Source organism: Tunicatimonas sp. (assembly GCF_049647865.1).
Lineage (GTDB): Bacteria > Bacteroidota > Bacteroidia > Cytophagales > Cyclobacteriaceae > Tunicatimonas.
Genome location: NZ_JBARYM010000434.1, coordinates 1 through 5,672 on the forward strand (window position 1 = coordinate 1; position 5,672 = coordinate 5,672).

At 47.7% G+C, this 5,672-nt stretch carries 4 protein-coding genes; 2 read left to right on the plus strand and 2 right to left on the minus strand.

All coding sequences use genetic code 11. The features are described from left to right. Positions 1–120: 120 nt before the first annotated feature. Both WBA23_RS12950 and WBA23_RS12955 read left to right on the plus strand, forming a co-directional pair. Positions 121–762 (plus strand): hypothetical protein, encoded by a 642-nt coding sequence (locus WBA23_RS12950; RefSeq protein ID WP_424582697.1) that lies wholly within the window; start codon positions 121–123, stop codon positions 760–762. A 33-nt stretch (positions 763–795) separates the two neighbouring features. Next, entirely contained in the window at positions 796–1,206 is a 411-nt protein-coding gene (locus WBA23_RS12955; RefSeq protein WP_424582698.1) for a hypothetical protein, read from the plus strand. Positions 1,207–1,269: 63 nt separating this feature from the next. On the opposite strand, the gene WBA23_RS12960 is transcribed toward WBA23_RS12955, so the two are convergent. Beyond that, the gene (locus WBA23_RS12960; RefSeq protein ID WP_424582699.1) at positions 1,270–2,988 is read right to left on the minus strand and encodes an amidohydrolase; all 1,719 of its coding nucleotides are present in this window, start codon (positions 2,986–2,988) and stop codon (positions 1,270–1,272) included. Between the two features lie 375 nt (positions 2,989–3,363). Continuing rightward, on the minus strand, positions 3,364–5,672 hold a 2,309-nt coding region (locus WBA23_RS12965), incomplete at its 5' end, for a family 78 glycoside hydrolase catalytic domain (RefSeq protein ID WP_424582700.1).

Below are 5,672 nucleotides of genomic sequence, written 5' to 3' on the forward strand. Positions count from 1 at the left end.
GTTACGTAAAAGGTGAAAATCCGTAAATTCTTGCATAGCTAAGGACTTGGGCAAGAAGTAGCAGAAAAAGTTATAAGATAATGGGAGCTTTGGGGTGATAATATCAACCCAGCATTTGTCATGAGAAAACAATCATTGCCCGCCCAACTAGAGCGTATTCGTTTACTTTCTGAGGGAGTAAAGCAGAACCCCGAAATTAAGAAGAAGCTAGCAACGGTAAGTTTTACCGATAAAGATATACAACGGGGTATTGACCTTCTTCAAATGGTGGAAAGCTGCAAAACCCGGCAGAGTATGGGAAAAGGTGCTCAAAAAGCGATTACCCAATCTTTTAGCCAGCAGCAGGCTCAGATTAATGAGCAGTATCTGTATCATCTGAGTATTGCTAAAATTGCGCTCCGTAATGATCTCAGTCTGTGGGATGTGCTGCATCTTAACGGTCGTCGGGAAACCACCGTAGCGGGCTGGTTCAACCAAGTGCGAGCGTTTTACGATAACATCGCCTTAGCGTCAGCTTCTATGAAAAAACACGGTGTATCGGCTGAAGAGCTTACGCAAAGTCGGCAGATGCTAGAGGTGGCCGTTCAGCTCCGGGTAGACCAAGCTCAAAAGAAAAGCGAAACCCAGTCGGCTACCCAAGAACGTCAGCGCTTAGTTGCCGAGCTTCAGCGATGGGAGAGTGACTTACGCTATCTAGCCAAGTTTGCCCTCAAAGATGATCCTCAGCAGCTAGAGGCACTAGGTATTGTGGTACCAGCTTAGAATAATGTTTTCAATAAAACTAAAATGGAAAATATGAACAGCCCTCTTGAAGAAAACCAAAGCGGTGATAGCAGTAATAATTTTAAGATATACTCAAAGAAAGCAATTTTAGGATTTTCTATCTTCTTTTCTACCATTTTTGGGGCTGTTTTATTAATGACTAATTTAAGGGGCATTGGTCAGGAAAAGCAAGCAAATATCATTTTGCTCTGCTCGATCATTTATACTGCACTAACAATCTTTTTAGTTAACCTTCCGGAAAACCAAAACTCAGCTTTGACTTATTTGTGTGATATGGTAGGAGGGTTCGTTTTATCAGAGGTTGTTTTTAAAAAGAACTTTCCGAACGATGAAACTATAAAGAAAAAGAAAATATGGAAGCCTTTGATTATTTCCATTCTGATAACAGTGCCATTTATATTAGCACTGATATATAGTTCATGAAGAACCTGTAGAAAGAAGAAGGAAAACAGTTTTGCTACCTTTACCTTTTGAAAATAGAACCACTTATTCCCGCGCATAAGCCACTTTCCCATCTACAATGGTATAATCCACCTCAGTAGTTAAAATTTCCTCTTCGGGCACTTGCATGATGTCTTGGGAGAAAACAGTGAAGTCTGCCAATTTGCCCACTTCAATAGAACCCTTAATTTCTTCTTCAAAGGCTCCGTAGGCAGCATTCCAGGTGTAGGTTTTAAGGGCTTCTTCCCGGCTCATGCGTTGGCCGGGTTCGTAGCCACCTTCCGGCATGCCCTTCAGGGTTTTGCGGGCTACTGAGGCGTAGAAGCTGGCCAGTGGATCAACCGGTTCTACCGGGGCGTCGGTGCCGTTGATGATGATTGCTCCGGAATCAATCAACTTGCGCCAGACGTAAGCTCCTTCTTCAATCCGATCTTTGCCCAACCGCTCAATCGCCCAGGGGCGATCCGAAGCCATATGCACTGCTTGCATGGCCGGAATTACTCCCAGTTCACCAAAGCGAGGAATATCGGCACCACTAATATGTTGCGCGTGTTCAATACGGTAGCGATGGTCTTCGGCCTTATCGGGGAACTGCTCAATTGCGGCTTCGTACTGGTTCAGCACTTCCTGATTAGCCCGGTCGCCAATGGCGTGGGAACATACCTGAAAGCCGTACTGCAATCCCTGCTTCGCGATCTCACCAATAACGGGTACCGGTGTAGTTTCGTGACCGTATTCGCCGGGCATATCGGAGTATTCTTTTAGCAACCAAGCTCCCCGGGATCCGAGAGCCCCGTCGGTGTATAGCTTAATGCTGCGCAGGGTTAAAAAGTCGTTACCCAATCCAATCTCGGGACCTTTCTCGTAGTACTCTTGCAGCAGCGTACTATCCCGGCCACTGAGCATGGCGTACAGCCGAACCCTCAGTTTTCCTTCTTCAGCTAACTGTTTATACAGTTGTACTACATCTTGCGTAATACCCGCATCGTGAAAACTGGTGATACCGTGGGCTAAGCACTCATCCATCGCGAGTTCCGCCGCCCGTAGATAACTTTCTAGCGTACGCGTGGGAATGTGTTGGGTCACTAACCCCATTGCGTTCTCATTAAATACCCCAGTAGGATTACCTAGTTCGTCGCGGAACACTTCGCCCCCCGCTACTTCACCCAGTTGAGCACCTTCCTGCTTAATATTCATCACCCCGGCTAGCTCCATCGCCCTTTGATTGGCAATAGCCGCGTGACCACTTGCGTGACGTAAGTAGACCGGATTATCGGGGGCCGCTGCACTTAGCAGATCGTGGGCAGGAAATCCGTGGAGCATTTTACCGGGTAGCGAGTCCCACTTATCCTGATGCCAGCCTCGTCCGGTAATCCATACGCCGGGGCGCGCTTCAGCGGCAGCTTGGGCTACCATATCGGCTATTTCTTCAAAACTACGAACGGCTAGTAGATCCAGGTTCATTTTATTTTCTCCGATACCCAAAAAGTGAGCGTGTCCTTCGATAAGACCGGGAGTCATCGTCTTTCCGGCTAAGTCTAGCACTTCGGTTTCTTCATTAATCCATGCTTCGGCATCGGCACTGCTACCCACAAATGCAATTTTACCGTCTACTACGGCTACCGCCTCAGCCTGGGGTTGGGCTTCGCTAACCGTATAGATGGTTCCGTTATGGATAACCAGATCAGCCGAATTTTGCTGTTGGCAGCTTAGAGTAAAGATGAATAGGGAAGTAAGGAAGCAGTAGGATAAAGTTCGTAGCATATTATTGACAGGTTAGATGAGTAAAATTATGATTCATGCGTTAATACCCAAACATTTGCAGGTAATAAGTTGCTATTACCATCGATTATAATAGATCTATTTAAAATTTCAATGTGACCGTTATGGCGAGAAAGACTTTTCCGACCGACTAAAGATCTAAATGGGTTACTTTGTCAAGAAATCCCCCTGCGCCCCCTTTACCAAGGGGGAGAGCAAGAATATGTACATTAATGCTCAAGGAAGACAAGTCAACTCGTATGCCTTCCCCCTTTAAAAAGGGCCGCCATGGAATGGGGTTAGGGGGATTTCAATACGATCTGTTCAACTATGGTGCTCTCAAAAACTTTAAGTGAGCTAGGTATGCTTGGGTAAATATTACAGGTTAATATTTTGCTTTCCCGGTTGTAACTCAGTTTGCTGGCCCTGCCAATGGAATGTTCCGGTAACTTCCTTTGGTAACTCAATCTCAGCCTGAATTCCATCTTTCCCTCTTCGGTTTAGTTGAACACTGATGGTGCCGGCTGGATGAGGCATTTCTCCTTTTATCTTGGTCAGACTGCCTAGGTTGGGCGCAATACGGACTTCGGTAAAGTGAGGGGCGGTAGGAGTGATGCCGCAAACGGTGGCTAGGTATTCGTACAGCGGACTGGCACTCCAGGCGTGGCAATCGGAGCGGGTATCTTTATCGTGCTCGGCGAAGGTAGTCAATCCTTCCGTCAGCATATTCTTCCAAATATCCTGATGCTCTACAAAGTACTCTCCCAAACCTGCTTGCTGCATTGCCCGGTGCAGATAAAACCGAAAGTAGATATAGCATTGGGCTAATGAGGTATCGGCTACGGTTCGCTCCATCAGGGGCTGCCATTCCTCTTCCGGTGCGGTCTGGGTGAGCACCGCAAAAATATTGGTGTGCTGGCTGAAACGTTCCTTTTCGGGGGTATCGGCGTACAACTGCCGAGATTCATCGTAACTAGTTTCCTGCACTGCCTTCTGAATCCGATCCGCAATTCGCTGGTAATGGTCGGCAAATTCGGTAAGGTCAAAGTAGTTATACAGTTCAATAGCCTGCTGAAGAGTGTAAAGATACTGTAGCGTAATCAGCGTGGAGTGTCCATCCTGCGCTCCGGGTGGCGTACCCCGATCAAACTCGGGGATGGCATCTACGTAGTTCCACCAGGGCATTCCCTTGAGCAGATTATTCGTGTCTACGTAGGTTTCGTACCACTGCAAAACTCGGGTCATTCCGGGGACAAATTGCTCCACAAAGTCGTCATCCTCTCGGTGCATATGGTAGTCGTGCAGCATACTGATCCAAAACAGTGCGTAGGGTGGAATGTACTGGGGCAGACCCGAGGGGTAGCGGCTCATCGTAATCCCTTCGTTCGTAATAGAGTTAGCAAACTGAAACAGTGCATTACGCATCAGTCGATCGTCGCCGTCTACGTACAGCGAGATGAGGGCCTGAATTCGGGTATCGCCAATGTATTGCAACTGCTCGTAGTAGGGACAGTCCATGTAGGTTTCCAGTGCACAAAGGCGAGCGGTGCGCCAGCTTACGTCCCAAATACTATCCATTACCGGTTCATTCGTCTGAACTAAGGCAGCTTGTTCAAACGGGTAAGCCGTGAACTGATGGCTCAGGTCTTCCAGCACCAGAGGTTCGTCTCCGGTTTTAATATCCAACTGAAGATACCGGAAGGTACGTATCCACAGCGGTTGAAACGTTCGGTTTTCGCCGCCGTCGGGTAGGAAAATGTCATAAAAACCAACAATCTCTTTTCCTTCGGTTTCATTACGGTTGCCCTTCTTCTGATTTTCATCGTACAGTGCTTCAGCGTAGGTTACTTTAATCTCGCTACCAGCTCCGCCACTAACCGTAATTTCAGGATACCCCATCGTCAGATAGGTTTGATCTAACAGAATAGTCGCTTGCTGCTGAGCGGGGATTGTAACCGGTTGGTTGCCCCGAAGAAAAGCGTTATCTACTGCTACTGAGCTTCGTTCTACTTCGGCTAAGCGTTCGGTCTTCTCTTCCAACATAGGAATATTACGCGGATAAAGATTGATGGCCCCATCGCCGTAGCCGTAGCGAAATCCGTAGGGGCGACCCACAACCCTTGCGCTAGGAGCAACCCATTCGCCGTTTGAAGAATAGTTGAGCGTTTCCCATCCCCAGGGGTATTGGCTACCGTCAACCCGGTCGCAGGCCCCGGAGGCATAGTAGCCGTACACGGTGAAATCTGCCTGTGTCAACGGAGAGTACGCCTGATTATGATACACATGCCATTGTTTAGGGTTAGTATTGACGATAGCTTCAGCTTTAGTATTTCCCTGAACAATTAAACCCGTACGAAAAGTATGCTGCGCAACTGGCGCATCTTCAGCAAAGTTCCAGACAACTGCGGCTAATACATTTTCTCCCGACTGAAGTAAATCAGCAATATTATATGACTCAAAGCGGTAGTGCAGCAGATCGCCCCGGGCGGGTCCTCGTCCTAGCAATTCTCCGTTTACGAAAAACTGGTAGCGGTTCTCGGCCGATATGTGAATCACAAACTCTTCTGGGACATCTTCCAATGAGAACGTATTGCGGAAGTGCTGAACGCTATATTCTTGCAAACTCACTTTGGGGTGAGCAATCCACTGGGCCGACCATGCCCGCGAGAGAAGGTTTTCGTTAATAT